Annotated in this window: 23 protein-coding genes; 9 read left to right on the forward strand and 14 right to left on the reverse strand. The window is 71.6% G+C overall.

All coding sequences use genetic code 11. The features are described 5' to 3' along the window. Positions 1-63: 63 nt before the first annotated feature. From MQP27_RS03265 to MQP27_RS03275, 3 genes are read right to left on the reverse strand one after another with little or no spacing between them, the layout of a single operon-like run. A complete protein-coding gene (locus MQP27_RS03265; RefSeq protein ID WP_242760661.1) occupies positions 64-1680 on the reverse strand; it encodes an AMP-binding protein in 1617 nt (538 codons plus the stop codon). Between the two features lie 44 nt (positions 1681-1724). Continuing rightward, positions 1725-2093, reverse strand: a complete 369-nt coding sequence (locus tag MQP27_RS03270) for a MazG-like family protein (RefSeq protein ID WP_242760663.1) — start codon at positions 2091-2093, stop codon at positions 1725-1727. A gap of 23 nt (positions 2094-2116) precedes the next feature. Continuing rightward, positions 2117-2683 (reverse strand): DoxX family membrane protein, encoded by a 567-nt coding sequence (locus MQP27_RS03275; protein ID WP_242760665.1) that lies wholly within the window; start codon positions 2681-2683, stop codon positions 2117-2119. Positions 2684-2824: 141 nt separating this feature from the next. Here MQP27_RS03275 and MQP27_RS03280 point away from each other — a divergent pair, with 141 nt between their 5' ends. Continuing rightward, positions 2825-3151 (forward strand): nuclear transport factor 2-like protein, encoded by a 327-nt coding sequence (locus MQP27_RS03280; RefSeq protein ID WP_242760667.1) that lies wholly within the window; start codon positions 2825-2827, stop codon positions 3149-3151. Positions 3152-3224: 73 nt separating this feature from the next. Continuing rightward, complete coding sequence (locus MQP27_RS03285) at positions 3225-4211, forward strand: aldo/keto reductase (RefSeq protein WP_242760669.1); 987 nt, start codon at positions 3225-3227, stop codon at positions 4209-4211. 89 nt (positions 4212-4300) lie between these two features. Here MQP27_RS03285 and MQP27_RS03290 read toward each other — a convergent pair whose 3' ends face one another. Together MQP27_RS03290 and MQP27_RS03295 are read right to left on the reverse strand one after the other, a co-directional pair. Next, positions 4301-5032, reverse strand: coding sequence for an ABC transporter ATP-binding protein (locus MQP27_RS03290; RefSeq protein WP_242760671.1), 732 nt, complete (start codon positions 5030-5032; stop codon positions 4301-4303). A 97-nt stretch (positions 5033-5129) separates the two neighbouring features. Beyond that, positions 5130-6596, reverse strand: coding sequence for an ABC transporter permease (locus MQP27_RS03295; RefSeq protein WP_242760673.1), 1467 nt, complete (start codon positions 6594-6596; stop codon positions 5130-5132). Positions 6597-6809: 213 nt separating this feature from the next. Here MQP27_RS03295 and MQP27_RS03300 point away from each other — a divergent pair, with 213 nt between their 5' ends. Beyond that, positions 6810-7949: a D-alanyl-D-alanine carboxypeptidase family protein gene (locus tag MQP27_RS03300; protein WP_242760680.1), complete on the forward strand. Its 1140-nt coding sequence runs from the start codon at positions 6810-6812 to the stop codon at positions 7947-7949. A 234-nt stretch (positions 7950-8183) separates the two neighbouring features. Here the strand turns inward: MQP27_RS03300 and MQP27_RS03305 are convergent, their stop codons facing one another. After that, positions 8184-8942: an SDR family oxidoreductase gene (locus MQP27_RS03305; protein WP_242760682.1), complete on the reverse strand. Its 759-nt coding sequence runs from the start codon at positions 8940-8942 to the stop codon at positions 8184-8186. A gap of 131 nt (positions 8943-9073) precedes the next feature. Between MQP27_RS03305 and MQP27_RS03310 the strand changes: the two genes are divergently transcribed. Further along, on the forward strand, positions 9074-10717 hold the full coding sequence (locus MQP27_RS03310; protein WP_242760696.1) for an alkaline phosphatase D family protein: 1644 nt from the start codon (positions 9074-9076) through the stop codon (positions 10715-10717). On the opposite strand, the gene MQP27_RS03315 is transcribed toward MQP27_RS03310, so the two are convergent. Further along, a complete protein-coding gene (locus tag MQP27_RS03315; RefSeq protein ID WP_242760698.1) occupies positions 10704-11786 on the reverse strand; it encodes a Gfo/Idh/MocA family protein in 1083 nt (360 codons plus the stop codon). The genes MQP27_RS03310 and MQP27_RS03315 overlap by 14 nt on opposite strands. Positions 11787-11873: 87 nt before the next feature. Here MQP27_RS03315 and MQP27_RS03320 point away from each other — a divergent pair, with 87 nt between their 5' ends. From MQP27_RS03320 to MQP27_RS03340, 5 genes are all read left to right on the forward strand, one after another. Further along, positions 11874-13172: a multidrug effflux MFS transporter gene (locus MQP27_RS03320; RefSeq protein WP_242760700.1), complete on the forward strand. Its 1299-nt coding sequence runs from the start codon at positions 11874-11876 to the stop codon at positions 13170-13172. Continuing rightward, on the forward strand, positions 13124-14317 hold the full coding sequence (locus MQP27_RS03325) for a serine hydrolase domain-containing protein (protein ID WP_242760702.1): 1194 nt from the start codon (positions 13124-13126) through the stop codon (positions 14315-14317). Before MQP27_RS03320 ends, MQP27_RS03325 begins: the two co-directional genes overlap by 49 nt. Positions 14318-14329: 12 nt before the next feature. Next, on the forward strand, positions 14330-15325 hold the full coding sequence (locus MQP27_RS03330) for a small ribosomal subunit Rsm22 family protein (protein WP_242760704.1): 996 nt from the start codon (positions 14330-14332) through the stop codon (positions 15323-15325). Positions 15326-15366: 41 nt separating this feature from the next. Continuing rightward, the gene (locus MQP27_RS03335) at positions 15367-15981 is read left to right on the forward strand and encodes a TetR/AcrR family transcriptional regulator (RefSeq protein WP_242760706.1); all 615 of its coding nucleotides are present in this window, start codon (positions 15367-15369) and stop codon (positions 15979-15981) included. A gap of 110 nt (positions 15982-16091) precedes the next feature. Then, entirely contained in the window at positions 16092-16823 is a 732-nt protein-coding gene (locus MQP27_RS03340; RefSeq protein WP_242760710.1) for a bifunctional DNA primase/polymerase, read from the forward strand. 7 nt (positions 16824-16830) lie between these two features. On the opposite strand, the gene MQP27_RS03345 is transcribed toward MQP27_RS03340, so the two are convergent. The 7 genes from MQP27_RS03345 to MQP27_RS03375 form a co-directional block, all read right to left on the reverse strand. Then, entirely contained in the window at positions 16831-17826 is a 996-nt protein-coding gene (locus MQP27_RS03345; protein WP_242760711.1) for an SCO2278 family lipoprotein, read from the reverse strand. Then, a complete protein-coding gene (gene efeU, locus MQP27_RS03350) occupies positions 17786-18658 on the reverse strand; it encodes an iron uptake transporter permease EfeU (RefSeq protein WP_242760712.1) in 873 nt (290 codons plus the stop codon). The genes MQP27_RS03345 and efeU overlap by 41 nt, the downstream gene beginning before the upstream one ends. Positions 18659-18661: 3 nt before the next feature. Then, positions 18662-19939, reverse strand: coding sequence for an iron uptake transporter deferrochelatase/peroxidase subunit (gene efeB / locus MQP27_RS03355; protein ID WP_242760713.1), 1278 nt, complete (start codon positions 19937-19939; stop codon positions 18662-18664). 13 nt (positions 19940-19952) lie between these two features. Next, entirely contained in the window at positions 19953-21092 is a 1140-nt protein-coding gene (gene efeO / locus MQP27_RS03360; RefSeq protein WP_242760714.1) for an iron uptake system protein EfeO, read from the reverse strand. A gap of 198 nt (positions 21093-21290) precedes the next feature. After that, complete coding sequence (locus tag MQP27_RS03365) at positions 21291-22160, reverse strand: heme ABC transporter ATP-binding protein (protein ID WP_372511127.1); 870 nt, start codon at positions 22158-22160, stop codon at positions 21291-21293. Continuing rightward, complete coding sequence (locus MQP27_RS03370; protein WP_242760716.1) at positions 22157-23242, reverse strand: FecCD family ABC transporter permease; 1086 nt, start codon at positions 23240-23242, stop codon at positions 22157-22159. The genes MQP27_RS03365 and MQP27_RS03370 overlap by 4 nt, the downstream gene beginning before the upstream one ends. Beyond that, the gene (locus MQP27_RS03375) at positions 23239-24237 is read right to left on the reverse strand and encodes a heme/hemin ABC transporter substrate-binding protein (RefSeq protein WP_242760717.1); all 999 of its coding nucleotides are present in this window, start codon (positions 24235-24237) and stop codon (positions 23239-23241) included. The genes MQP27_RS03370 and MQP27_RS03375 overlap by 4 nt, the downstream gene beginning before the upstream one ends. Positions 24238-24251: the final 14 nt, after the last annotated feature.

Here is a 24251-nt window from a genome sequence, read left to right on the forward strand (position 1 = left end):
ATTGGCGGACGGAGCTCTTCCCCGGGCAGGACCCGCGGACGGGTGAGGGAGAGGGGGGCTCGGTCAGACGTCAGCGGCCGAGCCGGGCAGCCGGCCCTCCACGTACTCCTCGCGAAGAACGTTCTTGCGGATCTTGCCCGAGCCGGTCAGCGGGAAGGCCTCGACGAACACCCACGTGCGCGGCGTCTTGTGCGGGGCGAGGTGGGCCCGTACGTGGTCGAAGAGCTCCTTCTCCGCCACCGTCGTGCCCGGCGCGCGGCGCACGAAGGCCGCCACCCGCTCGCCCCAGACCGGGTCCGGCACGCCGACCACGACCGCCTCCGCGACGCCGGGATGCGTGGCCAGGACCTGCTCGATCTCGCGCGGGTAGATGTTCTCGCCACCCCGGATGATCATGTCCTTCAGGCGGCCCTCGATACGGCAGTACCCGCGTTCGTCCATCGACGCGAGGTCGCCCGTGTGCAGCCAGCCGTCGGGGTCGACGGCGGCCGCGGTGTCGTCGGGGGCGTCCAGGTAGCCGGTCATGACGTGGTAGCCGCGGGTGCACAGCTCGCCCGTCACCCCGGGCGGCACGGTCGCGCCCGCCGCGTCCACGATCTTCACCTCGGTCCGCGGCAGCGGCCTGCCGACCGTGTGGGCGCGGTCGTCCGCGGTGTCGTCGAGGCGGGTGATGGTGATGCCGGGGGAGGCCTCGGTCTGGGCGTAGATGACGGCCATCGGCACCCCGAAGGCCGCCTCGACCCGGCGTACCAGCTCGGGCGGGACGGTCGCGCCGCCGGAGAGCATGTAGCGGAGCGAGGAGAGGTCCGTCGTGGGCAGCGCCGGGTGTTCGAGCATCGCGATGAGCATCGTCGGTACGCCGCCGATCACGACGCAGCGTTCGGACTCGGTCAGCTCCAGCATCAGGCCCGGTTCGAAGTGCGGGGGCAGGACGTGTGTGCCGAGGCCGGTGATCGCCGCGAGCGTGGCCAGTACGCAGCCTGCCGTGTGGAACAGCGGCATGGGGTTGAGCTGGGCCTCGCCGGGGCGCAGTCCGAAGGTACGGACGTACGCCAGCCGCGCGTTGTTGGTGATCCCGCGATGGTGCAGGACCACGCCCTTGGGGACGCCGGTCGTGCCCGAGGTGTACTGGATCTGGGCCGGCGCCGAGGGGTCGACCTCGGGCAGCGCGCGGTCCGCCGCCGTGCCCTCCGCGCAGAAGTCGGCCCAGTCCTCGAACAGCACGCTCGTCCGCAGCGCGGGCAGGTCCGCGCGGATCTCCTCCAGCGTGCGGGCCATCGGGTTGCCGCGGTACTCCCGGCGCAGGAAGACACCGGCCGCGCGGGAGTGGCCGAGGACGTGCCGCAACTCGGCCGCGCGCAGAGCCGGGTTGACCGTGACGAGCGTGATGTCCGCGAGGGCGGCGGCGAGTTCGAGGATCACCCACTCCGGGATGTTGTTCGCCCACACCGCCACGCGCTCGCCCGGCGCGAACCGCCCCAGCAGGGCGCGGGCCGCGCGCTCGGCCTCGTCGAGCAGTTCGGCGTACGTCCACCGGCGGCGCTCGGCGGGGTCCGGCACGCCCTCGACCAGTGCGACCGTCCCGGGCGCCAGCGCGGCGGCCCGGCGCAGCAGGGATCCGACGGTCTCGTCCTGTAGTTCCTCGTCGGGCTCGCCCGGCCAGTACGACGTCGTCACCATGGCGTCAGTATTCAGCAGCTCCGGGCGCCGGGGGAGCCCTCAAGTCACCCGGAGATCACGTCGGTTGACGGGCCGAGGGAGCGTTCGGTGACCCTCTGGAGGTGCCGGGTGAACGTCTCGCGGGTGTCGGGGGTGAGCGTACGCAGCGCCACCAGGGCCGTGATCACGACGTCGCAGAGCTCGGCCTGGACGTCGTCCCAGGTGTGGGTCACGCCCTTGCGGGGGTTCTGGCCGGTCGCGCCGATCACCGCCTCGGCGACCTCGCCGACCTCCTCGGACAGCTTGAGCATGCGCAGCAGGAGGCCCTCCTTGCCGCCGAGCGGGCGGTTGCCGTCCAGCCAGGTCCACAGGGCGTCGATGGAGGACCAGAGGTCGGGGGAGGAGGGCGCGGGTGGGGTGGGGTGATCGGTCATGGGCCCAGCCTGCCAAAAAGGACTCACTCCCCGAACAGCGCCTCCTGCGAGTCGAACTGGTCCGCCGCGTCGTCCAGTTCCGGCTTGTCCAGCCGCCGGTTCCGCGCCCCGACCACCATCGCCGTCACCGCCGCCGTCGCGCCGAGCGCCGCCGGGACCATCCAGCCGCGGTCGAGGACATGGCCGAGCGCGTGGTCGAGGGAGAGCCGGCCGGGGCCGGTGACCGCGAGGCCGGCGGCGGCCAGGCCCAGGGTGGCCGCGTACTCGAAGCCGCCCTCCTGGTTGAAGAAGCCGTTGGGCGCGTGCACCGCGGACGCGCCCGCCATCGCGCCGGCCGCGGCGGCGCCCGCCGCCGGGGTGGCCAGGCCCAGCGCCAGCAGCGTGCCGCCGCCCAGCTCCGCGAGGCCCGCCGTCGTCGCGCTCGCCTTTCCGGGCGCGTACCCGACGGACTCCATGAACTGGCCGGTCCCCTCGATCCCGTGCCCCCCGAACCAGCCGAGCAGCTTCTGCGCGCCGTGCGCGGCCAGCACCCCGCCGGTACCCAGCCGGAGCAGCAGCAGACCCAGGTCATGTCGGTTGTAAGCACTCACGACGACTCCCACGAAAGACAGAGACAGAAGAACAGGAACAGTCCCCTCCGCGTATCCACCGTCGCACCGTCGACACCCCCGGGACGGGTTCGCGCCGCCGTTCGGGTGGCGGGGCCCGGGGAGCGGTGTGAATCTGCTGGCATGACGATTCAGCCAGCCAAACTCAGCGACCCGGCCGTGCGCGCGTTCGTCACCGCCGTCAACGCCCATGACCGCGACGCGTTCATGTCGCTGCTCACGGACGACGCGACGATGTCGGACGACGGCTCCGACCGGGACCTCGACGAGTGGATCGACCGGGAGATCTTCTCCTCCAACGGCCACCTGGACGTGGCCAACGAGTCCCAGGGCGGCCGCGCCCTCGTCGCCAACTACCGCAACGACACCTGGGGCGAGATGCGCACCCGCTGGGCCTTCACGGTCGCGGACGACGGCAGGATCTCCCGCTTCGAGACCGGGCAGGCCTGACCGTCGTAACGGCGGCAAAGGTCTTGTCTTCGGTCTTGTCTTCGCGTGCGCTCCAACTCCTAGCGTCTACGGCATGGAGACCAACAGGACCCTGGGTCGCAGCGGTATCGAGGTCAGCGCTCTCGGCTTCGGCTGCTGGGCCATCGGCGGCGAGTGGCAGAACACCGACGGACAGCCCCTCGGCTGGGGCAAGGTCGACGACGACGAGTCCGTACGGGCGGTGCGCCGCGCCCTCGACCTCGGCGTGACCTTCTTCGACACGGCCGACACCTACGGCACCGGACACAGCGAACGCGTCCTCGGCCGGGCGCTCGGCAAGCGCCGCGCCGATGTCGTGATCGCCACCAAGTGGGGCAACGTCTTCGACGAGGAGACCCGCACCAGCATCGGCAAGGACGACTCCCCGGGGTACGTCCGCCGGGCGCTGGCCGCGTCGCTGAAGCGCCTCGACACCGATCACGTCGACCTCTACCAGCTGCACATCTCCGACGCCGACCCGGAGCGCGCCGCCGAACTCCGGGACGTCTGCGAGGAGTTGGTGGGCGAGGGGCTGATCCGCGCGTACGCCTGGAGCACCGACGATCCCGCGCGGGCCGCCGTGTTCGCGCAAGGTGAGCACTGCGCGGCCGTGCAGCACGCGGCGAACGTGCTGCAGGACGCGCCCGAAATGTTCGCGCTGTGCGAGGAGTTGGGGCTCGCCAGCATCAACCGCAGCCCGCTCGCGATGGGGTTGCTCACCGGCAAGCAGGCGGCGGGGCGGACCCTGGAGGCCGGGGACATCCGCAACACCCCGCCCGCCTGGCTGCCGGGCTTCAAGCAGGGCGCCGGCGCCGACGCGGCCTGGCTCGCGAGGGTCGACGCCCTCCGCGACATCCTCACCTCCGACGGCCGCACACCCGCCCAGGGCGCCCTGGCCTGGCTGTGGGCCCGCAGCCCGCGCACGATCCCGATCCCGGGCTTCCGCTCGGTCGCGCAGGCGGAGCAGAACGCCGGTGCCATAGAAAAGGGGCCGCTCACCGCCGACCAGTTGACCGAGATCGACCAAATCCTCCAACGGTGACCGGCCCCACCCAAGGGGCGCGGGGCTGTATCGATTTGCGGCTCCGCCGCGTGGGCGCGACCAGCCCCCACACACCCGCGGCCGAACGACTAGTAGCCGCCCTGATTGCCGTACTGCGCGTACTGCTGCTGCCCGCCGTAAGAAGGCTGCTGCTCGGTCACCGTCAGCTGCCCCGCCTTGATCGTCGCCAGCCGCGGCGCGCGCCGGGCGATGGACGAGTCGTGGGTGACCATGATGAAGGTCAGCCCGTGCTCGCGCCACAGCCCCTCCAGCAGCGCCATGATGTCGTCGCGGGTGCCCTCGTCGAGGTTGCCGGTGGGCTCGTCGGCGAGCAGCACCTTCGGCTTCTTGACCAGCGCGCGGGCGATCGCGACGCGCTGCTGCTGGCCGCCGGAGAGCTCGGCGGGCGCGTGTCCGAGGCGCTCGCCGAGGCCGACGGACCGCAGTGCCTCCGCGGCCCGCTCCCGCCGTTCCGCCGGCTTCACGCCCAGCGGGACCAGGGCCGTCTCGACGTTCTCCTGGGCGGTGAGCGTCGGGATGAGGTTGAAGGACTGGAAGATGATGCCGATGTTCTCGGCACGCACCCGGGTCAGCTTGGTCTCGCTGATGCGCGCGAGGTCCACGCCGTCCAGCTCGACGCTGCCCTCGGTCGGACGGTCCAGGCCGCCGATCATCTGCAGCAGGGTGGACTTGCCGCCACCCGTGGGGCCCTGGATGACGAGCTGGTCGCCGTCCTCGATGGTGAGGTCGATGCCGCGCAGCGCCTCGACCGTCTCCTTGCCCCGCGTGTACCGCTTGGTGACGCCGGTGAGTCTGTACATGGGATCTCCGTGGCTGAAGAAGAACTGAAGAAGGAGAAGAGGGGTGGGGCGCCGCGTCCCGGGGGGAATCGGAGGCGGCGCCCCGGCACAAGGGGGGTTACGAGACGCTGCGCAGGGCGTCGGCCGGGCGCATGCGGGAGGCGCGCCAGCCGCCCATCGCGCCGGCGATCAGGCCGCCGGTGACCGCCAGGCCCACCGCGAGCGCGATGGTGGTGAGGGAGACCGGGGCGGAGAGGGCGATCTCCATCGTGCTGGAGGCCGACTGCTGGCCGGGGCCGCCACCGCCGGGCCCGCCGCCCATGCCACCGCCGCCACCGGTGTTGCCGAGCTGCGCGGTCAGCTTCGGGCTGATCGCGGTGACCGCGTAGGCGGCCGCCAGGCCCAGGGCGATACCGAGGCCGCCGCCGATCAGGCCGTTGACCATGGACTCGCCGACGACCTGCCGGGTCACCTTGCGGCTGGGCCAGCCGAGCGCCTTCAGGGTGCCGAACTCACGCACCCGGCGGGACACCGCCGAGGAGGTCAGCAGCGCCGCCACCAGGAAGGCCGCGGCCAGCACCGCGATGGACAGCCACTTGCCGACGCTGGTCGCCAGGTTGGAGGCGGTGGAGAGGGAGCCGGAGACGGTGGAGGCCAGGTCGGCGGAGGTGGTGACCGTCGTACCGGAGATGTTCTTCTGGATGGTCTTCTTGACCGTCGAGATCTGCTTGGAGTCGGTCGCCTTGACGTAGATCGTGGTGACCTTGTTCTTCGAGTCGCCCAGCGTCTGCGCCTGCTTCAGCGGGATGAAGACGTCGGTGGTGGACTCGCTGCTGTCGGGCGTCGCGATGCCGATGACGGTGAACTTGGTGCCGGAGATCTTGAAGGTCGAACCGACCTTGTACTTCTTCGACTTGGCGTACGACTTGCTGATCACCGCGACCTTCGCGTCGGTCTGCGAGGCCGTGAACGTCTTGCCCGAGGTGATCTTGGAGGTGGCGAGCGGGCCGAGGTCCTGGTTGGTGACGTCGATGCCGGCCACCGAGTAGGAGTTGACGCTGAAGTTGGCGCCGCCGCCCTGGACCTGCGGCTGGCCGCCGCTGCTGCTGCCGGTGCCGCCGCCGGGGCCGCCCTGCTGCTGGCTGCTGCCGCTCGTCGAGCTCTGCGCCTTGCCCTGGGTGAAGGAGCCGTCGACCTTGGTGACGTTCAGCGTGATCGCGCCCACTGCCTCGGCCACGCCCTTCTGCGCCGCGACCTTGGTGACCAGCGAGGACGCCAGGGCCTGACCACCCTGGGTCATCACCCGGTCCGAGCTCTGGGTGGTCTTGCTGCTCGACTTGGCGTCGAACTTGAAGTTCGGGCCCTGCGAGCTGCCGGCCTTGGGCGCCGACTGTGCCTTGGTCACGGTCATGTCGGTGCCGAGACCGTAGAGCGACTTGAGGACCTTGTCCTGAGCCTGAGTCATGCCGGCCGACACCGAGTTGACGGTGATGACCAGCGCGATACCGAGCGCCAGACCCAGTGCGATGACCAGAGCCGCCTTCTTTCTGCGGCCCAGTTCGCGCTTGAGATAGATGCCAAACATCCCGTTCCTCGAAGGTTCTTGGCGCCCGCTGTGGGCGCGGCCACAAACTATGGAGAAACCTTTGAGTCGCACTGAGTAAAGGATGTGTCAGAGCTGAGAAAGCGGGGTATGACTTCAAATTTTCGTAAGACAGGCAATTCCTAACCTGCGGAGGGGCTGCTGCCAGGAAACCCCTGTTGAGTGGCGCCCAGGAGGATGCAGTACGGTCCCGGGATGCACGGTTCCTCTCCGCTCTCCCGGCGTGCCGCTTTCGGCCTTGCCGCCGCCGCGATTCCGCTTGCCGCGGCGACCCCCGCCCACGCGACCACCGTCATCGGCGGTGCCCGTCTCGCGCGTGCCGGAATTCAGGGCACAGGGCTGCCCAAGAAGCTCACCGCCGCCGCCTGGCTCGTGGCCGACAGCGACAGTGGAGAGGTCCTCGCCTCTTTCAACGCGCACAAGCGGCTCGCGCCCGCCTCCACGCTGAAGATGCTGTTCGCCGACACGGTGCTGAAGAAGTTCGACCGGACCGAGCGGCACAAGGTCGTCGACGCCGAGATCGCCGACGTACCCTCCGGCTCCAGCCTGGTCGGCATCAAGCCCGGGATCACCTACACCGTCGAGCAGCTGTGGCAGGGCGTCTTCCTGCGCTCCGGCAACGACGCCGTGCACGTCCTGTCCCACATGAACGGCGGGATCGCCAAGACCGTCGCCGAGATGCAGGCCAGGGCCGAGGACCTCCAGGCCCTCGACACCCATGTCGTCAGCCCCGACGGCTTCGACCACAAGGGCCAGCTCTCCTCCGCCTACGACCTCACCCTCTTCGCCCGGCACGGGCTCAAGAGCGCCGACTTCCGCGAGTACTGCCACACCAGGACCGCGGACTTCCCGGCCGGCGGCAGGAAGACCTTCCAGATCCAGAACACCGACCGCCTGCTCACCGGCGCGTGGGGTGTGAAGACGTACGAGGGACTCATCGGTGTCAAGAACGGTTACACCAGCAACGCCGGCAACACCTTCACCGGTGCGGCCACCCGCGGCGGCCGCACCCTGCTGGTCACGGTCATGCACCCCAAGAGCGGCTACAACGCCGTCTACGAGGAGACCGCCGCGCTGCTCGACTGGGGCTTCGGGAAGGGGAGTTCGGCCAAGGCGGTCGGCACCCTGGTCGAGCCGCTGAGCGAGGGCGGGGCGAAGGCGACGCCGACCGGGAAGGCGGCGACCGCGGCGGCCGGCGCCCCGGGTTCGGCGTCCTCGGGCGATCCCTCGCCGTGGCGGCTGCTGGAGGGCGCCGGCGGCACGGTCGCGCTGCTGGCGGGCGGGGCGTGGGCGCTGCGCAGACGGCGAAAGGACCGGCCCGGGCAGGCGGATTGACCCTCGCGGCAGCCGTTCCGTGCACCGGTGCGTACCTCGCGGTCCCACGCGAGATCCACCCCCACCCGGTGCGGTGGAACGGCTGCCGCCTCCCCCCTCGGTTTGGCCAGCGGGTACTACGGACTGCGGAACTCCACTACTCCAAGTGTGAAGCTCTTGTGGAGGAGATTTGAGCATAGGCCCGCGACCGGCCGCAATGGTCCGGATGCTCAAATTCCGCTTGTGCAAGTTGAGTCAGCCGCGCCCGATGTAGGGCATCGCCGTGGCCATCACCGTCGCGAACTGCACGTTCGCCTCCAGCGGCAGCTCGGCCATGTGCCGCACGGTGCGCGCGACATCGGCCACGTCCATCACCGGTTCCGGCGCGATCTCGCCGTTGGCCTGCAAGGCCCCGGTCTCCATCCGCGCGGTCATGTCGGTGGCCGCGTTGCCGATGTCGATCTGCCCGACCGCGATGCCGTACGCCCGCCCGTCCAGCGACAGCGACTTGGTGAGGCCGGTCAGCGCGTGCTTGGTCGAGGTGTAGGCGACGGAGAGCGGCCGGGGCGTGTGCGCCGAGATGGAACCGTTGTTGATGATCCGTCCGCCCCGCGGATCCTGCGCCTTCATCTGCCGGAAGGCCGCCTGCGCGCACAGGAACGCCCCGTTGAGGTTGGTGTCCACCACATGCCGCCAGGCCTCGTACGGCAGCTCCTCGACGGGCACCCCGCCGGGCCCGAACGTCCCCGCGTTGTTGAACAGCAGGTCCACCCGCCCGAACCGCTCCACGGCGGCGGCGAACAGCGCGGCGACGTCCTCCGGCTTCGAGACGTCGGTGCGTACGGCGAGACAGGCGCCGTCGGGACCCAGTGCCGCCGTCTCCGCGAGCGTCTCGGGACGCCGGCCGGCCAGTGCCACGGACCAGCCCGCGTCCAGCAGCTCCACGGCGACGGCGCGTCCGATGCCGGAGCCGGCCCCGGTCACCACGGCGATCTTCGCGTTCTTGGTGTTCATGGGCCCGCAGCGTAAGTGAGACTCCGCGATGCGGAACACCCCGTCCACCATCCGGGTGTTGCGTGCCCCCAGGCGCGTGTCGTCCCCGGCCCGGCCGCCCGCTCCTCCCTGAAATGTGACGGGAGGACAGGATGATCATCAGCTCAGCCAGGCCGCAGGGGCACGCACCGCAGCTCCGTGCCGCCGCGCGCCGTGTCGGCCGCCGCCGCTTCATGAGCCTCACGGCCGCGGCCGCCGCGCTCGCCTTCGCCGTCGACCTGCCGGCCACCGGCGCCGCGGCCGCCGCCGAACTCGACGCGGCCCGCATCGACAGCGACCCCTTCACGCTCGGCGTCGCCTCGGGCGATCCCCAGCCCACCTCGGTGGTGCTGTGGACCCGGCTCGCGCCCGCCCCCTACCAGCCCGACGGCGGACTGCCCGCCGAACGCGTCGACGTCGACTGGGAACTCGCCCTGGACGAGACCTTCGCCGTGCTCGCCGCCAAGGGCACCGCCACCGCGCACCCCGAGTTCCACCACACCGTGCACGTCGAGGCCGAGGGCCTGGAACCCGGCTGCGTCTACCACTACCGCTTCCGCACCGGCACCTGGCTCAGCGAGACCGGCCGCACTCGCACCGCGCCCGCCGCCGGCACCGCGGCCGCCGCGCTCTCCTTCGCCGCCGTCTCCTGCCAGGCCTACCAGGACGGCTACTTCACCGCCCACCGCCACCTCGCCGCCGAGGACGTCGACCTCGTCCTCCACCTCGGGGACTACATGTACGAGTACGCGGTCGACCCCGCGGGCGGCGCCCGCAAGTACACCGACCGCACCCTCCCGGCGCTCTACGGCCACGAGACGACGACCCTGGAGGACTACCGCCTGCGCTACGCCCTCTACAAGACCGACGCCGACCTGCGGGCCGCGCACGCCATGCACCCCTTCGTCGTCGCCTTCGACGACCACGAGACCGAGAACAACTACGCCGGCGCCGTCTCCGAGAACGGCGACCCGCCCGAGCAGTTCCTGCTGCGCCGCGCCGCCGCCTACCGCGCCTACTGGGAGAACCAGCCCCTGCGCGCCGCCCAGCTGCCGAACGGCGCGGACATGCAGCTCTACCGGCGCCTGCAGTGGGGCACGCTCGCCCGGTTCGACGTGCTCGACACCCGCCAGTACCGCTCCGACCAGGCCTACGGCGACGGCAAGCACGTCCCCGGCCCCGAGTCCGAGGACCCGGCGCGCACCATCACCGGAGCCGCGCAGGAGGCCTGGCTGCTCGACGGCTGGCGCACCTCGACGGCGCTGTGGAACCTCATGGCCCAGCAGGTCTGCTTCTCCCAGCGGAAGATGGACCTCAACCCCGTCGCCCAGGTCTCCATGGACGCCTGGGACGGCTACCCCGCCTCGCGCCGCCGCGTCCTGGACGGCGCCAAGGCGGCCGGGATCGCCAACCTGATGGTGCTCAGCGGCGATGTGCACGTCGCGTACGCCTTCGACATCAAGGACGACTTCGACGACCCCGCCTCGCGCACCCTCGGCACCGAGATCGTCGCCACGTCGATCGCCAGCGGCCAGGACGGCACCCAGAAGCCCTCGAACTGGGCGACCTATACGGCCGCCAACCCGCACATGAAGCTCTACGACGGCCGCCGCGGCTACGTGAAGGTCACCCTGGACCGCACACAGGCGCGGGCCGACTTCCGGACCGTGCCGTACGTCACCAGGCCCGGCGCCCCGGTCACCACGGCCGCGTCCTTCGTGACGGAGGCGGGCGCGCCGGGGCTCAGGCCGGTGTGACCCGCTCCACCCGGGCGGCGTCCTCGCCCGGGTAGCGCACTCCGATCTGCTCCCGGATCGTGTCCAGCGTGCGCATCACCGCGAGGGTGCCGTCGAGCGGGACCAGCGGGGACTCGGTCTCGCCGGCCCGCAGGGCGCGCATCACCTCGCGGGCCTCGTGCCGCAGGCTGTTGCGGGGCCCGTCCGCCGGGTCGGCGGCGAACTCCTCGGGGTCGCGGCCGTCCCGGTGCAGCACGAAGTGGTCCGGGAAGAAGAATCCGTACGGGATGTCGATGCGGCCCTCGGAGCCGGTGACGGACGCCGAGGTCGCCGTACCGCCGACGATGGAGCAGTGCACCGAAGCGAGAGCACCGCTCTCCCAGGAGAGCAGTGCTCCCGTCTGGAGATCGACGCCCTCTTCCGAGAGCGCTGCTCTCGCCGAGATCTCCGCGGGCTCCCCGAGCAGCAGCTGCGCGAACGACACCGGGTACACGCCGAGGTCCAGCAGCGAGCCGCCGCCCTGCTGCGGGTCCCGCAGCCGGTGGCTGGGCGGGAAGGGGCCGGCCAGCCCGAAGTCGGCCTGCACACTGCGCACTTCGCCGATCGCCCCGCCGTCGACGAGGTCCTTGAGCCGCCGGATCAGCGGGTTGCAGTACATCCACATCGCTTCCATCAGGAAGCTCCCGCGTCCCCGCGCCAGCGCGACGAGTTCCTCCGCCTCGCGCGCGTTCAGTGTGAACGCCTTCTCGCACAGCACGTTCCGCCCCGCCTCCAGGCACAGGCCGGCGGCCGCCCGGTGCGCCGAGTGCGGGGTGGCGACGTACACGACATCGATGTCCGCGTCCTCGGCCAGGGCGCCCCAGTCGCCGTAGGCGCGCTCGATCCCGAAGCGTTCCGCGAAGGCCTTCGCCGAGGCCTCGGTCCGCGAGGCCACCGCCACCACCTCGGCGTCGGGCAGGTCCACGAGGTCCGCCGTGAAGGCGGCGGCGATCCCGCCGGTCGCGAGGACGCCCCAGCGCACCTTGGCCGTGGCCGCGGCGGCCTCCGTCGCCGTCCCGGTATCCACAGTCGTGTGGTTGTCCACAGCCATCCCCGCCCCACCCTCGCTCATGCGACCCTCGGCTCTGTGTACGAGCTGAGAGCATAGGCGGCGTATCGAACGGAAAGGGAGGGGCGCATGCCCGAGCAAGGGGCATCGACACCGCGCATGGCGCAGATGGCCGGGGCGGAAGCGGAACCGGCGGTCGGCCGTGCCGTCCGCGGTACCGGTCTGCTCGTCACGCTGATCCTCGGCGGCCTCACCGCCACGCCACCGCTGGCGATGGACATGTACCTGCCCTCCCTGCCGGAGGTCACCCGCTCCCTGCACGCCCCCGCCGCCACCGTCCAGCTCACCCTCACCGCCTGCCTGCTCGGCATGGCGCTCGGGCAACTGGTGGTCGGCCCGATGAGCGACCGCTGGGGACGCCGCCGCCCGCTGCTCACCGGCCTCGCGGTGTACGTCGTCGCCACCGCCCTGTGCGCGTTCGCGCCGAACGTCGAGTTCCTGGTCGCCTTCCGGCTGGCGCAGGGCCTCGCGGGCGCGGCCGGGATAGTGATCGCCCGGGCCGTCGTACGCGATCTGTACGACGGGGTGGCGATGGCCCGCTTCTTCTCCACCCTGATGCTGATCTCCGGGGTCGCCCCGATCGTCGCGCCGCTGATCGGCGGGCAGATCCTGCGGGTGACGGACTGGCGGGGCGTGTTCGCCGTGCTGACCGTCGTCGGGCTGCTGCTGGGCGGGGTGGTGTGGGCGAAGCTGCCCGAGACGCTGCCATCGGCCGAGCGGCACGGTGGGGGAGTGGGCGAGGCGCTGCACTCCATGCGGCGGCTGCTGGCCGACCTGCCCTTCACCGGGTTCATGCTCGCGGGCGGCTTCGCCTTCGCCGCGCTGTTCGCCTACATATCGGCCTCGCCCTTCGTGATCCAGGAGATCTACGGCGCCTCCCCGCAGACCTTCAGCCTGCTGTTCGGACTGAACTCGGTCGGACTGGTCGCCGTCGGCCAGCTCAACGGCAAGGTGCTGGTCGGGCGGGTCCGCCTGGAGAAGGTGCTGGGGGTGGGGCTCGCGATCGTCATCGCCGCCGCCACCGCCCTCCTCCTGATGGCCACCGGTGCCTTCGGCGAGGCCGGGCTCGTGCCCGTCGCCGCCGCGTTGTTCGTCCTGATGTCGGCCATGGGCGTCACCCTTCCCAACGCCCAGGCCCTCGCCCTCATGCGCACCAAGCACTCCGCCGGCTCCGCCTCCGCGCTGCTCGGCACGTCCTCGTTCCTCATCGGCGCCGTCGCCTCACCCCTGGTCGGGACAGCCGGCGAGCACTCCGCCGTCCCGATGGCCGTCGTCCAACTGGCGGCAGCACTGGTGGCACTGGGCTGCTTCATGGGAATGTGCCGTCCTTGGAACGCACGTGCGAGTGCGGAGGGAGCAGAGAACTGAGCGCACCGAAACTGCGCAGCGACACCGCGGAACGGGCCGGGCTCGATCCCGGCGAACTCCGCCACCTCGTCCAGGAGGTCCACGACCTCACCACCGGGAAGCGGCCCTGGGCCGCGGGCACCGTCGTGGTCGCCGGACGCGGGCCCGTGATCGCCGTCGAGGAGGCGGCGGGGTGGGCCGTGCGGTACTCCGCGTACGACGCGGAGGCCGACGCGGGGGTGGAGCTGCCGGAGGAGTCCCGGGTGCCGATGACGGTCGGCACGCCCTTCGACCTGGCCTCCCTGACCAAGCTGTTCACCTCCGTCGCCGCGGTGCAGCAGATCGAGCGGGGCACACTGGGGATCGACGCGCTGGTGGGGGCGTATCTGCCGGACTTCCGGGCGGCGGCGCGGCACGGGGTGACCGTGCGGCAGCTGCTCACGCACACCTCGGGGCTGCGGCCCGAACTCCCGCTGTACGACTGTGCCGACGACGCGGAGCGGATGGCGCGGCTGCGGGCGGAGGTGCCGGTGGGGGTGCCGGGGACGTACACGTACTCGGACCTGAACATGCTGCTGCTCCAGTTCGTGCTGGAGCGGATCACCGGGCGGACGCTGGACGTGCTCATCCACGACGGGATCACCAGGCCGCTGGGGATGACGTCGACGGACTTCGGGCCGTGTCCGGGGGCGGCGGCGACGGAGGACCAGCGCCGTCCCTGGGCGAAGGCGGACCGGGGGATGGTGCGGGGGGTCGTGCACGACGAGAACGCGTGGGCGCTCGGGGGAGTGGCCGGGCACGCGGGGCTGTTCTCGACCGGGCGGGACATGGCCGTGTTCTGCCGGACGCTGCTGGCGGGGGGCTCGTACGGGCCCGCGCGGATCCTCGGCCCGGACTTCGTGGAGCTGCTGCTGACCCCGCCCGGGCTGGGGTTCGCCGTGGATCAGGCCTGGTTCATGGGGGAGTTGGCGGGGAAGGGGGCGGCGGGGCACACGGGGTTCACGGGGACGTCCGTGGTGCTGGACCCGGGGACGGACACGTTCCTCGTCCTGCTGGCGAACACGGTGCATCCGGTGCGGCGGCGGGCCGACAGCGCGCCGAGAGCCACAGCGGCAACGCACCTGGCAAGAGCGGTGAGAGGTATCGGACCCCTCACCAGAACCTGAGAGAATCCCACGGTGAACGCCCCCGCACCCCCGGCCGAGACCCTCCGCTCCGCCCTCGCCGGTCTCCTCGACGGACTCCCGCCCAAGCAGGCCGCCTCGGCCGTCGAGCGGCTCATCGCCAGCTACCGGGGCGCCACCCCCACCGACGCCCCGATCCTGCGCGACCGGGCCGACGTCGTCGCCTACGCCGCCTATCGCATGCCCGCGACCTTCGAGGCCGTGCGGTCGGCGCTCGCGGCGTTCGCCGACGCCGTGCCCGGGTGGGTGCCCGGCAGCCACACCGACGTCGGCGGCGGCACCGGCGCCGCCACCTGGGCCGTCACCGACACCTGGACCGGCACCCGCGGCGTCACCGTGCTGGACTGGGCCGAGCCCGCCCTCGCCCTCGGCAGGGAACTCGCCTCCGCCAACCCCGCACTGGACGGCGCCCGTTGGCAGCGCTCTCGGATCGGAGCGGCGCTCACCATCGAGAGCACCGATCTCGTCACCGTCTCCTACGTCCTCAACGAACTCACCGAGCCCGACCGCGCCGCCCTCGTCGACGCCGCCGCGGCCGCCGCACAGAGCGTGGTGATCGTGGAGGCCGGCACACCCGCCGGGTACCAACGGGTCATCGAGGCACGCGACCGGCTGATCCGCGCCGGCTTCCGCGTCGCCGCGCCCTGCCCGCACAGCGCCGCCTGCCCGATCGTGCCCGGCACGGACTGGTGCCACTTCTCCGTGCGGGTCGGCCGCTCCTCCCTGCACCGGCAGGTCAAGGGCGGCTCGCTCCCTTACGAGGACGAGAAGTTCAGCTACGTCGCCGCCACCCGCCTGCCCGTCACGCCGGCCCCCGCCCGCGTGGTCCGGCGCCCGCAGATCCGCAAGGGGCAGGTCCTCCTCGACCTGTGCGAGGCCGACGAACAGCTCCGCCGCACCACCGTCACCAAACGCCACGGCGATCTCTACAAGGCCGCGCGCGACGCGGCCTGGGGAGACGCCTGGCCGCCGTACCCGCAGGAGCCGTAGCGGCGAAGCGGTCGCGGAACGCCGAACGGTACCGTCGGACCATGGTCAAGAAGCCCGCCCCCGACTCCAGCCGCCGCAGCGAGAGGTCCCGGCGTGCCATCTACGACGCCGCCCTCGCGCTCGTCGGAGAGGTCGGGTATCCGAAGACGACCGTCGAGGGGATCGCCGCCCGCGCCGGCGTGGGCAAGCAGACGATCTACCGGTGGTGGGGGTCCAAGGCGGACGTACTCCTGGAGGCGTTCCTCGACCTCAGCGCACAGGCGGCGCGGGAGGCGGGACAGGAGCCGTACGCCATCCCGGACACCGGAGACCTGGCCGCCGACCTCAAGGCCGTGCTGCGGGTCACCGTCGACCAGTTGAAGGACCCCAGGTTCGAGGTGCCGTCCCGCGCCCTGGCCGCCGAGGGGCTCGTCAACGAGCAGCTCGGCCGGGAGTCCGTCGCCAAGCTGCTCGAACCGCAGCTCCAGCTCTACGTCGACCGGCTGCGCTCCGCCCAGGAAGCAGGCCAGGTCCGCCCCGAGCTCGATCCGCGCATCGCGCTCGAACTCTTCGTCTCCCCGCTCGCCCAGCGCTGGCTGCAGCACACCGGGCCGATCTCGTACGAGTACACGGACACCCTCGTCGACTACGCGCTCGGCGGGCTCGCCCCGAGGTGAGCGCTGTCACTGTCCCACCTGCCCCCTGTTGTCCCGCTCCGGCCCCCCGGGGCCGAGGAAGGTGGGACCATAGGGCATGCTGTTCCGCACGACAGCGAGGCGAGGGGTAGATGAGCGCGGATTTGGGCGGCCGGACCGGCCTGCAGGGCAAACTCTCCCAGTGGCTGCGCGGACGCCGGCCGAAGGAGGCCGCCGACGACGGCGGTCGTGAGGCCCTGCTGCTGGCCGCCGCGGGTGCCGGGCTGCCGCTCGCGCCCGCCGCCCACCCCGCTCCGGGCTACCGCTGCTCCTGCGACCGGGTGGGCTGTCCCACCCCGGCCCGGCACCCGGTCTCGTTCGCCTGGCAGACGCAGTCCACCACCGACCGCGCCCAGATCGAGCGCTGGGCCCGCCACCAGCCGCAGGCCAACTTCATCACCGCGACCGGCATGGTGCACGACGTGCTGGACCTGCCGCTGGAGGCGGGGCGCGAGGCGCTGGAGCGGCTGCTCGGGGCCGGGATCGAGGTCGGGCCCGTCGCCGAGAGCGACGACGGCCGGCTGCTGTTCTTCACCCTCACCCGCGGTACGCCCGAGGACGAGGACGAGTGGTGGCCCTGCGAGCTGGACTGCCACCCCGAGACCATGGACGAGCACCCCGGACTGCGCTGGCACTGCCGGGGGTCGTACGTCCTCGTACCGCCCGCCCGGCTGCCGGGGGACCAGGGCGTGCACTGGGTGCGCGGCCCCGAACACCCGCTGCCGGACCCGCTGAGCCTGCTGGAGACCCTCACCGACGCCTGCGCCCGGTACGCCGGCGAGGAGCCCGACCACGCGAGCGCGGCCTGGCCCCTGCGCCACTGAGCGTCTCCTAGGAGCCCGTCGCCGAGGTGAGGCCCTCAAGGCGGGCGAGCATCGACACCTGGCCCTGCTTCGGCACCAGGGCCACCCCGTTCGACATGAACTCCATCGTGAACGACTGCTTGACCTCGCCCTTGGTCAGCGCCTGCACGAAGGCGTTCTGCGTGGGGATCGAGGCGCCCGCCGCGGCCGTCTGCTTCGCGTAGCGGCGGCTGGCGAAGAACACCAGCGCCCCGCCGTCCTCCGTGCGCAGCGCCAGCGGCGCGTAGTCACCGCCGCCGACCGGCTCGTCGATGTACTGGGTGACCAGGCCCGGCTTCTTGGCGGACTTCGCGCGCGCCGCCCGCCACTGGTCGGTGTACGGGCCCGCGGCGAAGAGCTTCCCCTCGCCGGTCCTCAGATACGTCGTGTAGTCCTTGCTCAAGTCCGCGGGCGGGACGGCGAGTTCGGTGGAGTTCGCCGGTACGGCCTCGGCCCAGCCGTCCTTGTCCTTGTGCACCTTCGGCAGCGAACCGGCCGGGATCAGCGTCAGATACGCCACCTGCCAGGGCTCCGCGAGACGGTTGCGGGTGAACACCAGCAGCCAACGCGCGTTGGCACCGCCCTTGTTGCCCTTCGCCTCCGCCACGAACCAGCGGGGCCAGCCCGCCTTCTTCGGGATCGTGAACGTCGCGTCGGTCAGCTTCAGCGGTGTGTACGAGGCATTGCCGCTCGGGCTGTTGGCGTGGCCGGCCTTCAGCCGCGCCGCGTCGATGTCACCGAGGGCGCCGGTGACATGGTCGGCGTCCAGCGAGGTGTCGTACGCCTTGTCGGCCTTGTTGTACGCGGCCGTGAACTGCCGGAGCGCCTTCGCGGCCTCGGCGCGCGTGGAGGCCGGGAGCACCTCGCGCTCGCCGTGCACCACCACGCAACCGCTCGCCGTCAACGACAATGCGGTCACCGAGGCCGCTATCAGTACCCTTCGGTCAAGCCTGCGGAGCCTTCGAGGGCCGCGATCCCTGCTCATCAGGTGCCTTCACCTTCCCCTTCCCGGAGGCGAACCCTACCGGGGCGAAGAAGAGCGCGAGCGTCGGGATCAGGTACAGCAGCCACACCGTGACCTGAAGCACCGTCGGGTCCGGCTGGAAGTTGAACACGCCCTTCAGCAGCGTCCCGTACCAGCTGTCCGGCGGGATGGTGTCGCTGATGTCGAAGGCCAGCTTCGTCAGGCCGGGGATCCAGTCGGCCTCCTGGAGGTCGTGGAAGCCGTACGCCAGCACGCCCGCCGCGACCACGACCAGCATGGCGCCGGTCCAGGTGAAGAACTTCGCGAGGTTGATCTTCAGGGCGCCGCGGTAGAACAGCCAGCCCAGGAAGACCGCCGTGGCGAGGCCCAGGGCGACGCCGACCAGCGGGCGCGGGGTGCCGTCGCTGGCCGCGTGCACGGACGCCCACACGAACAGGGCCGTCTCCAGGCCTTCCCGGCCGACCGCGAGGAAGGCGGTGGCGACCAGGGCGCCCGTGCCCATCGCGAGGGCCGCGTCCAGCTTGCCGTGCAGCTCCGCCTTCAGGTGCCGGGCGGTGCGCCGCATCCAGAAGACCATCCACGTCACCAGGCCGACCGCGACGACCGACAGGGAACCGCCGAGCGCCTCCTGCGCCTGGAACGTCAGCTCCTGGGAGCCGAATTCGAGGACGCAGCCGAAGCCCATCGCGATCAGGACGGCGACGGAGATGCCGATCCAGATGGGCCGGATGGCGTCCCTGCGGCCGGTCTTGACCAGGTAGGCGATCAGGATGCAGACGACCAGGCTGGCTTCCAGGCCCTCGCGCAGACCGATCAGGTAGTTGGAGAACACGTCTCACGCCTCCTTGGAGAACAGCGTGCTGCCCCACCAGTCGTCCTTGTCGCGGACGCCCGGCGGCACGGCGAACACGGCCGAACCCACGTGCTGGATGTACTCGTTGAGCGCGTCCTTCGCCGACAGGCTGCGCTGGAGCGGGATGAACCCCTTGCGCACGTCGCGCTGGTAGGCGAGGAAGAACAGGCCCGCCTCCAGGCGGCCGAGGCCGTCGGTGCCGTCGGTGAAGGAGTAGCCGCGGCGCAGGATCGTGATCCCGTTGTTGGAGTCGGGGTGCGCGAGCCGCACGTGCGCGTCCGGCTTCATCGCCTTCAGGAACGGCGCGTCGTGCTCCTTGGCCTTGCCGACCGGCGCGCCCTCGCCCTTGTCCCGGCCGAAGATGTCCTCCTGCTCCTGCAGCGAGGTCCGGTCCCAGGTCTCGATGTGCATCCGGATGCGCCGGGCCACGAGATACGAGCCACCGGTCATCCACTCCGGTCCGTCGCCGTCGCCGACCCACACGAACTTCTTCAGGCGGTCCGTCTCGGTGCCCGCGATGTTGCGGGTGCCGTCCTTGAAGCCCATCAGGTTGCGCGGGGTCTGCGCGTCCGGAGTGGTCGACGAGGTCTTGCCGAAGCCGAGCTGCGACCAGCGGATGACGACCTTGCCGAAGCCGATGCGGGCCAGGTTGCGGATCGCGTGCACCGCGACCTGCGGGTCGTCCGCGCAGGCCTGGATGCACAGGTCGCCGCCGGTGCGGGTCTTGTCGAGCGCGTCGCCGGGGAACTGCGGGAGGTCGACGAGCGCCTCGGGCCGCTGGTCCTTCAGACCGAACTTCTCGAAGAGCGACGGCCCGAAGCCGATCGTCAGCGTCAGCCGCGAGGGCTTGAGGCCCAGCGCCTCACCGGTGTCGTCCGGCGGGGCCTCGGCGAGACCGCCGTACGCGCCCTCCCCGACCGCCTTCCCGGCCGTCATCCGGCGCGCGGCGGCCGTCCAGTCCTTCAGCATCCGCACGAACTCGGCGCGGTCGTCGGTCTGCACGTCGAACGCGGCGAAGTGCAGCCTGTCCTGCACCGGCGTGGCGATGCCGGCCTGGTTGGCGCCGTGGAAGGCGACCGCGGCCCCGGTCTCGGCGGCGGTCGGATCCACGTCGTTGCCGACACGGGCCATCGCGACCGCGCCACCGGCCGCGGCGGCGCCGAGCGCGAGCCCGGCACCGCCCCAGCCGAGCAGCGAACGCCGGGAGGGCGCCTGGGAGTCGGCGGCCTCGGGGGTGGCGGCTTCCTGGGTGTCCGTCATGGTGTGTCCGTCCCTACTTCACGACGGCGGCGGCGAGCTTGGACAGCGGCTCCGCGAGCGCGTTCACCGCGTCCGAGAGCTCCTTGCGCTGCTCCTCGGTGACCTTGTCGTACGACACGAAGCCGTCGGAGGTCTTGTCCGTGCGGTACTTGTCGAGCGTCGTGTCCAGCGCCGCGAACTGCTTGTCCAGCTCGGTCGTCAGCGCCTTGTCGTTGGTCTGCGCGACCGGCTTGAGCAGCTCGTACGCCTTCTGCGCGCCCTCGACGTTGGCCTTGAAGTCGGACAGGTCGGTGTGCGAGTAGCGGTCCTCCTCGCCGGTGACCTTGCCGGTGGCGACCTCGTCGAGCAGCTCCTTGGCGCCGTTGGCCATCGAGGTCGGCGTGATCACGGCCTTGCCGACCCGCTTCTGCCAGTCCTTCAGGTCGGTGAGCAACTGGTCGGCGAGCGTCTTCTGGTCGGCGCCGATCTTCTTGTCCTGCCACAGCGCCTTCTCCAGCGCGTGCCAGCCGGTCCACTTCTGGCCCTTCTCCAGGCCGTCGGCGCGGGTGTCGGTCTTCGGGTCGATGTCGCCGAAGGACTCGGCGATCGGCTCGGTGCGCTCCCAGCCGACCCGGGAGGGGGCGTAGGCGTCCTGGGCGGCCTTGAGGTCGCCGGCCTTGATCGCCTTCACGAACGTCTCGACCTTCGGGATGGTCGCGTCGGCCTGCTCCTGCGCGTACTCGCGGTACTCGGCGACGGCCTTGTCCAGCTTCGGGTTGCGCTTGGCGACCGCGCCGGAGCCGGTGACGGTCAGCTTCTGCCGGACGCCGTGGCCCTTCATGCCGGGCCGGCAGGCGATCTCGTACTCGCCGGCCTTCACCTCGGCGGTGAGCGTGTACTTCGTACCGGACCCGATGTTCTCCTTCTCGGAGACGATCCGGTCGTCCGGGAAGAGGATCTCGACCTCGGTCGCCTTGGAGCCCGTGTTCTCGATGTTCAGGGTGACCTGGCCGGCCGGCACCGACTTGGTCGAGGTCTCGCACTTGGCGTCGGCGGCGGTCACCTTGATCGCGGCGTCGCCGTCGCCCTTGCTCTTCTCGGTGCAGCCCGTGACGGCGGTCAGGGCCGCCGCGGTGGCGACGGCGGTGACAACGGTGAGTCTGGCGGCTCGCATTCGGGCTCCAAGCGGCTCAAGGGCTGGCGAAAAATCGCGTGTCGGGGCTCACGCAAGGATGGTGAGGCTCGCCTAACTTACCTAAGGCTTACCTGGGTGATACCCGCCCATGCGGTGATTCAGCTCTCATGGACGCTGTATGAGCACGGACCGATCACGGTGGCCTAAAACAGATCCCAAGGGGAGGTCAAAGGAAATTCAAAGGTTCCGCTTCGGGGTGATCAGGAGAGCGTCCGTGCGGGGGTGCCGGACGACCTCCACGGGCTGGTCGTAGACCTCGGAGAGCCGGGCCTCGGTGAAGACCTCCGTGGGTGGGCCCTCGGCCTCGACACGGCCGGCGCACAGCATCGCGACGCGGTGCGCGTACGCGGCGGCGAGCCCCAGATCGTGCAACACGACGACGACACCGTCCCCTTGACGCGCCCTCTCCCGGCACAGCCTCAGCACGAGTTCCTGGTGCCTCAGGTCCAGGGCTGCGGTCGGCTCGTCGAGCAGGAGGAGCGGCGCCTGCTGGGCGAGGAGCCGGGCGAGGGCGACGCGGGCGCGTTCGCCGCCGCTGAGGGCCGAGAAGGGGCGGCGGGCGAAAGGGGTGACTTCGGTGGCGGACATCGCCTGTACGACGGCCAGGTCGTCCTCGGCGGGGGAGGAGGCGTGGGGTGCGCGGCCCATGCGGACGACCTCCTCGACCGTGAAGGGGAAGGCGAGGGTGGCCGATTGGGGGAGGACGGCCCGGCGGAGGGCCAGCTCGGGGGCGGTCCACTCCGTGGCCGGGCGGCCGTGGATACGTACGGTGCCTCGGGTCGGTGCGAGGTCGGCGGCGAGTGCGCCGAGGAGCGTGGACTTGCCGGCGCCGTTGGGGCCGACGAGGGCGAGGATCTCGCCGGGGCGGACTGCGACGTCGACGCCGTGGAGGACTTCCCGGGGGCCGAGGCTCATGTGGAGGGCCTCGGCTTCGGCGAGGGGGTGCGACGGATTCGGCACCGCCGGGGCGACGCGAGGTCGTGGTCGAGCGCCGTTGCGGCGGAAAAAGGTGTGCGGCGATGCGAGCCGAAGTCCGAAGGGGCTCATGCCCAGCCTCCTTGCCTGCGGCGGGTTCTGCGGAGGAGCCAGAAGAAGAACGGGCTGCCGAGGAGTGCCGTCAGGACGCCCAGGGGGAGTTCCGCCGGGGCCGCGATGGTGCGGGCGGTGAGGTCCGCGGCCAGCAGGACGAGCGCGCCCAGCAGCGCGCTCGCCGGGATCAGGAAGCGGTGGCCGGGGCCCGCGGCCATGCGCAGCAGGTGGGGGACCACCAGGCCGACGAAGCCGATGATGCCCGAGACGCTCACCGCCGCCGCCGTCAGCAGGGCGATGACCAGGATCAGGGCGATGCGGAGGCGTTCCACCTCCACGCCCAGGTGACGGGCCGGGCGCTCGCCCAGGGAGAGGAGGTCCAGGCGGCGGGCGTACAGGGGCGCCACCGTCAGGCCGATCGCCGCGCACGGCAGGACCGCCAGGACCTTCGGCCAGGTCGCCTGGGAGAGGGAGCCGAGCTGCCAGAAGGTGATCTGGTTGACGGCCGCCGTGTCCGCGAAGAAGAGGAACAGGCCGATCAGCGCGCCCGCGAAGGCGTTGACCGCGATGCCGGTCAGGATCAGCGTGACGACCTCCGTACGGCCGCCCGAGCGGGACATCGCGTAGACGAGGAGCACCGTGGCGAGCCCGGACGCGAAGGCGAACGCCGAGACCGTCCAGGTGCCGAGGAAGTCGAGGCCGAACGCGATCGCGCCGACCGCCCCGACGGCCGCCCCGGACGAGACGCCGATGACTCCCGGCTCGGCGAGCGGGTTGCCGAACACGCCCTGCATCAGCGCGCCCGCGCACCCCAGCGAGGCTCCGACGAGGAGCGCGAGGACGATCCTGGGGAAGCGGACGTTCCAGAGGACGGACTCGGCGACCCGGTCCAACTCCCGCCCGCCGAGCCCGAGATGGTGCAGCACGGAGCCGAGGACGTCGCCGACCGGGACCGGGTAGGCGCCCAGGGAGGCGGCCACCGGGACCAGGGCCGGCAGCGCGGCGGCGAGGAAGACGGTCAGCAGCCAGGCGCTGCCGCGGCGTCTGCCCTCGACGGCCGGAGGTGACGTCTCGTCAACCGTCTTCTCCAGTACGGTCATTCGGCGGCCCCCTTGCCGTAGAGCTGCCGCACGACGGACTTCAGTACCTGGTCGGTGCGCGGCCCGTAGTTGAGTAGCACCCCGTCCTCGATCGACACGACCCTGCGGTCCAGGCCGGCCGGGGTCTGGGCGACGCCGGGGATCTTCACCAGGCCGTCGATGCCGCCGACGGACTCGAGTCCCTTGGTCATGACGAGGATCGCGTCCGGTGCCGCCTTCACGAGGGCCTCGCTGGTGATGGCGGTGAAGTCCTTCTTCAGGCCCGAGGTGGCGCCCGCGTCGACCGCTCCGGCCGCCTCGATGAGGGAGGTCGCGCCCGAACCCTTGCCGCCGATGAGATAGACGGAGGCGGAACCGCGGAGGTAGAGGAAGGCGACCCGGGGCTTCTCGCTGTTGTGCGGAACTGCCTTGCGTACGGCGGCGATCCGCTGCTCGGAGCGGTCGGCCAGCTCCTTGCCCGCCGCCGGTACGCCGAGCGCCTCGGCGACCGTCCGGATGCGCGGGCCCACGTCGGCGAGGCCCTGCGCCGGGTCGACGACCAGGACCGGGACGCCGGCGGCGCGGATCTGGTCCATCGCCTCGTCGGGGCCCGTGGTGGTCTCGGCGAGCACCAGGTCGGGCTTGAGGGAGAGCACGCTCTCGGCGGAGACGTCGTGGCCGCGGGTGACGACGGGGAGTTTCGCCGCCTGTTGGAAGGTGGCGGTGATGTCGCGGGCGACGACCCGGTCGCCGAGCCCCAGCGTGAAGACGATCTCGCTGAGGCTGCCGGAGAGCGGGACGATGCGCCGCGCCTCCCGGACGGTCACCTTCCCGCCGTCGGCGCCGGTGACCGTGACGGGGAGCTTCGGCCGGGGGGTGTCCGTCAGCGGCTCGACCCGGTTCGCGGCCGTGGTGGTGGCCTTCTTCGGGGAGGCCTGGGTGGGGCCTCCGCAGGCGGTCGCGGTCAGGGTCAGGGCGAGCACGGACAGAAGTGCTCCCGCCAGTCGGGTGCGCAAGCGTGGCACGGTCC

Source organism: Streptomyces cylindrosporus, from assembly GCF_022698165.1.
In the GTDB taxonomy this organism is placed as follows: domain Bacteria; phylum Actinomycetota; class Actinomycetes; order Streptomycetales; family Streptomycetaceae; genus Streptomyces; species Streptomyces cylindrosporus.